Origin of the sequence: Chryseobacterium sp. VD8, assembly GCF_037149975.1 — a bacterium.
In the GTDB taxonomy this organism is placed as follows: domain Bacteria; phylum Bacteroidota; class Bacteroidia; order Flavobacteriales; family Weeksellaceae; genus Chryseobacterium; species Chryseobacterium indicum.
In genome coordinates this window covers 1-4,933 of sequence record NZ_JBBCQL010000289.1, presented here as the reverse complement: position 1 = coordinate 4,933, position 4,933 = coordinate 1, and the positions used below count along the sequence as shown (strand labels likewise).

At 35.8% G+C, this 4,933-nt stretch carries 4 protein-coding genes; 1 reads left to right on the top strand and 3 read right to left on the bottom strand.

The genetic code is table 11. The features are described 5' to 3' along the window. Nucleotides 1–460: 460 nt before the first annotated feature. Nucleotides 461–1,354, top strand: a complete 894-nt coding sequence (locus WFK35_RS20605; RefSeq protein WP_336734345.1) for a hypothetical protein — start codon at nucleotides 461–463, stop codon at nucleotides 1,352–1,354. 98 nt (nucleotides 1,355–1,452) lie between these two features. Here WFK35_RS20605 and WFK35_RS20600 read toward each other — a convergent pair whose 3' ends face one another. The 3 genes from WFK35_RS20600 to WFK35_RS20590 form a co-directional block, all read right to left on the bottom strand. After that, complete coding sequence (locus WFK35_RS20600) at nucleotides 1,453–1,827, bottom strand: hypothetical protein (protein ID WP_123892026.1); 375 nt, start codon at nucleotides 1,825–1,827, stop codon at nucleotides 1,453–1,455. Between the two features lie 756 nt (nucleotides 1,828–2,583). Continuing rightward, nucleotides 2,584–3,324, bottom strand: coding sequence for a DUF6261 family protein (locus WFK35_RS20595; protein ID WP_185204394.1), 741 nt, complete (start codon nucleotides 3,322–3,324; stop codon nucleotides 2,584–2,586). 113 nt (nucleotides 3,325–3,437) lie between these two features. Continuing rightward, on the bottom strand, nucleotides 3,438–3,668 hold the full coding sequence (locus WFK35_RS20590; protein WP_123956623.1) for a hypothetical protein: 231 nt from the start codon (nucleotides 3,666–3,668) through the stop codon (nucleotides 3,438–3,440). Nucleotides 3,669–4,933: the final 1,265 nt, after the last annotated feature.

Genomic DNA, 4,933 nt, shown 5'->3' with positions numbered 1-4,933 from the left:
ATTTTTTATAAAAGACTCTTCGACAGGCTCAGAGTGACACCGCGAATACTAAACGAAAGACAAAACAATTAATAATTGTTTACAATTCTTTTTATCTGCCAAAATCTTTAACGGTCGCTTGTCATTCTGATTGAAATTTTGCGAAGCATTATGGAAAGAAGAATCTTTTTGAATCATCTCCCGCAGATTGTGCAGATTAGGCAGATTTTTTTCAATTTAAAATTGTTTATACGTTCTCAAATGTATTAACAGCAGTTTAACGTTACCTTGTCATTCTGACGAAGGAAGAATCTGAAAATTAAATCATGACAGAGACTTTTCGGCAGACTCAGAGTGACAACGCGAATACCTACTGCAATACTCCTGAATTTTACAAAACATAAAACTACCCGAAATAGCTATTCCATAAATAAAAGGGAAATCTTACCTTAGCAGTACACTAAATTTAAAACTTTTAACTATGGCTTACGATTTTAAAATCCGTTCCGCAGTTACTTCCACAGGAAAAACCGCGTATTATGCAAAAGTAACCGGTCTTACAGATCCGGAATTTTTCGTGGCTTACAAGACGAAATATGAACAGAGATTCGGACTTTACAATGTTTCGGTTTCTAATAATCTGGTGTACAATGCCGCCGATTATGTGAACGAATTTGGTTTTTGGGCATACTTTATCGAGGCTACCGCGAAAGTGGAAAGTCAGGGCTCTTTTATCTGTCTCAATACCTATGACAGAGCGTACTTTACATTCGGTTTCATGCAGTTTGCGGCACACGTTCCGAACGGAGATTTTGTAAGATTTTTCAGAAAGTTGCTGGCTTTGGAAAATGCTTCAGACTATTTCCCGAGACTTCGCCTGATCGATGACAGAATCTATTATAAAAATGATACAGGAGCGACCTCACAACTCGAGAACGACAGCAGCTCCCAAAAGCTGATGGAATATCTGAATCCTACCACCAATGAAGTGGAACAGCAGGAACTTATCTGTTCGGCAAGATTTATTCATTGGGCGACCAACGACCCGAATCACAGAAGAGTACAGGTAGAACAGTCGATCAGTCTGTACAAAGAAAACATGAAAAAGTACTGCAAAAGGCTTAATCTGAACGGTTATCCTGCAAAAGTATGCTTTATGATCTGCGATATTCTGCATCAGGGAAGAGGAACGTATGACAGGATCAGTTATGCGCTGGATACCGACAGTCACGAAAAAGCATACCAGAATTTGTGTACAATAGGAAATACCCACTATCCGACAAGAATCAACGGACTCAAAGCCCATCTGAAAAAGCTGGAACAGGCAGGATTGTTCAACAAAAAATATAAAGCCGACACGAATGAGTTTGTGTAGAAAATCAGCTTAAAGAGATATAAAAACAGACGGTACATTCATTTGTACCGTCTGTTTTTTTTGTAAATAAGAATATTACGGATTGCTGGGAATTGTCACTATTTCAGGATCGATCCACAGTTAACACCCACGGTTTCCATTTTCTTTCTGATCCCCATTTTTTCTGCTTTTTTCGCAAGTTCTTCCTTTTCTTTTTTGTCTTTCATCGTATTCAGCTTGTCAAGCATTTTAAGCTCGTCAGTAGTTAATTTTGCACCAAGATCTTTGGTAAGACAGTCTGCAAATTTTTCAGCTTTTTCTTTAGGGGTTCCTTCTTTTACCATGCTTTCAGAAATGTCTTTATACATTGCTTTTAAGATGGATTCTTTTGAACTATTCGTAGTCTGTACTTTTGTTTTGGCTTTAGATTGTGCCATTACGATCTGGCTGCTGCATAAAAGGATCATGCAGAATGCAAAAATGAGTTTCTTCATGTTTATTATTTTAGGGGCTAAAAGTAGGATAATTTTTTGAGAGTTGAGACACCGAATAAAATTTATTTTAAACTGCTTCAATGGATGAAAATGTTTAACAATTATTCATTGTTTAAATATCGTAATAAATATTCGCGGTGTCACTCTGAGCCTTTCGAAGAATCTCTTTTTCTGAAGGTTTTGTTCATCGCTAAACTGTTCTTTAAATCAATCGTTATAATTTGGTTAGATCCTTTCAGGATGACAAGTTGCATGAATGATTATTATCTCCCGCAGATTTTGCAAATTTAGCAGATGATTAAGTAGAAAAAATCCGCAAGATCTCCGCAATCAGCGAGAAACCAAAAAATAAAATAACTTTTAGAACATTTGGAGGATGATTTATTTACGGTATGTCATGCTGAAAGCATCTAAACAAAGTTTTCAATGTATCGTTGAGATCCTTTCAGGATGACAAAATGATGGGAATACATTTGAGAAAGTACAAACAATTTTAAATTGAAAAAATCTGCGCAATCTGCACAATCTGCGGGAGATCATTCAAAAAGATTCTTCTTTAAATCATGCTTCGCAAAATTTCAATCAGAATGACATAATTGTATTAATGATGTTACCAAAGAAAATAACGAAGCAATTTTTCATTGTTTTTAAATGTTGCATATAGCATTCGCGGTGTCACTCTGAGCTCCTCGAAAAGTTTCTGTTTTTAAAATGTTCCTCACTAAAAAACCGCCCTTTGAAAGAGCGGTTTTAGCATTAATCTGTTTTAGGATCATTATTCTTTTTTCCCTGTCTTCTTGCCAGAACAATATTGGCAAAGTAATTCCTTCCGTTATTAATGATCGCCAGAACATTCTGATAAAAAATATCCTGCTTCACGTCGGCTAACGTTGCGATGTAATTGCACATCTGTTTGTAATCTGTGGTCAGCGTCTGTCTCAGCATCTTGACATCATATGTCTGTTTCTGGGAAGTCTTAAAAGAACGGTGCGAAAAAAGATCATTAAAATCTGTATTGGATTCTGCCAGATGATTGATGAATTTTACCAGCCCCAAAGCTGAAACCGCTGCGCTGTATTCTGAAGAAAGCAGCTTTTCCAGCATTGTATTCAGGCGGATGGTTTCTTCTTCGTAAGAATCGTCCTGTACATTTTTATACTGATCCAGAAGGATTTTTACGAAAGCATAGGCATTCTTTTCGGTTTCTGTTTTGGCGTTTCTGTACGGTTTTATGGCATCTCTCAGCGCCTGCATGTCGGCATCACGAATATCGTCCAGTTCAGCGATCTTTTTAGATTCTTCACTGGCACGTATCTGATCGAGTGCGCTGTTATACGTGGGAATCTGTGCCTGTATAGCATCGTACATTCTTTTAAAATCCGGGTCTGTTTCTGCATTCAGGGCAGAAGCTGCAAAATCTTCATAGAAACGGATGATAAGCTGCCCGAATTCGGCATGATGTAGTTTTGTGGCATCCATCGAAATTAGTTTTTTCATGTGCGTTATATTTTATTATTATATCTGCCACAGAGGATCAGTATCGTACTGAGTCTGCGGATATTTTTTTTCTCTATCTTCAGAAATTTCCGACGGCAAACTGTAAGAGGTTCTTATCGTCGGAAATTCCGGCAGGGCAAACCACTATCAAAGTAAGCTTTCGGAGATCTCCGGCGGCGCAAACCAAAACAGTTTCGGGTTGTCGGAAATTCCGACGGAGAGAACCCGAAGAGGATCAGACTTTCGGAAGTTTCCGATAATGCAATCCTGAATTTTATGTTTTTTCTGTAAACTTTCCGGCAGCTTTTTTTATTCTCCTGTGCTGTTTTATTTTTTGTTGCCATGCTCTCTTTCAAAGAGTTTCATCAAAAATATAAAAATTCTTATAATGCCTGTACAAAACAGATAACAGTTATTATTCTGTACATATATAGATTGATTTTTTGTCATGCTGAGAGCATTTTAAACAAAGTTTTTAATAGATCGTTGAGATCCTTTCAGGATGACAATGTAGCGTTAAAGGTTTTACTAAAAACAATCTTTCATTGTTTAAATAACACAGTTAGCATTCGCTTTGTCACTCTGAGCTTGTCGAAGAGCTCGTTTCTGAATGTTTTATTTATTGATCTCTGTTATTTTAAATCATTGTTTAGATCCTTACAAGATGACAAAATGATGTAAAGACATTTTAGAAAATACAAACAATTTTAAATTGGAAAAAAAATCTGCGTAATCTGCACAATCTGCGGGAGATCATTTCAGAAAGATTCTTCTTTCCATTATGCTTCGGAAAATTTCAATCAGAATGACATAATTGTGTTAATGATGTTACCAAAGAAAATAGCGAAACAATTTTTTATTGGTTTAAATTTTGTGTTGAGCATGAGTATTCACGGTGTCACTCTGAGCTTGTCGAAGAGTCTCTTTTTCCTAAGGATTTGTTCATCGCTGAATAATCGCTATAATTTAGTTAGATCCTTTCAGGATGACAAGCTGTATGAATGATGATTATCTCCCGCAGATTGTGCAAATTGAGCAGATGATTAAGTAGAAAAAATCCGCATCATCTGCTCAATCAGCGAGAAACTAAAAAATAAAATAACTTTTAGAACAATTGGAGGATGATTTGTTTACAGTATGTTATGCTGAAAGCATCTAAACAAAGTTTTTAATGTATCGTTGAAATTCTTTCAGGATGACAATGTAGCGTTAAAGGTTTTACTAAAAAAAATCTTTCATTGTTTAAATAACACAGTTAGCATTCGCGGTGTCACTCTGAGCTTGTCGAAGAGCTCGTTTTTGAATGTTTATTTATTGATCTCTGTTATTTTAAATCATTGTTTAGATCCTTTCAGGATGACAAAAAAGCTGTAAAAACATTTGAGAAAGCACAAACAATTTTAAATTGAAAAAAATCTGCGTAATCTGCACAATCTGCGAGAAACTAAAAAATAAAATAACTTTTAGAACAATTGGATGATTTATTTACAGTATGTCATGCTGAAAGCATCTAAACAAAGTTTTTAATGTATCGTTGAAACTCTTTCAGGATGACAATGTAGCGTTAAAGGTTTTACTAAAAACAATCTTTCATTGTTTAAATAACACA

Excerpts from the sequence above, each read along its gene's own strand:
- WFK35_RS20605 (WP_336734345.1), top strand. The coding sequence starts at position 461 with ATGGCTTACGATTTTAAAATCCGTTCCGCAGTTACTTCCACAGGAAAA.
- WFK35_RS20600 (WP_123892026.1), bottom strand. The coding sequence starts at position 1,827 with ATGAAGAAACTCATTTTTGCATTCTGCATGATCCTTTTATGCAGCAGC.
- WFK35_RS20595 (WP_185204394.1), bottom strand. The coding sequence starts at position 3,324 with ATGAAAAAACTAATTTCGATGGATGCCACAAAACTACATCATGCCGAA.
- WFK35_RS20590 (WP_123956623.1), bottom strand. The coding sequence starts at position 3,668 with ATGGCAACAAAAAATAAAACAGCACAGGAGAATAAAAAAAGCTGCCGG.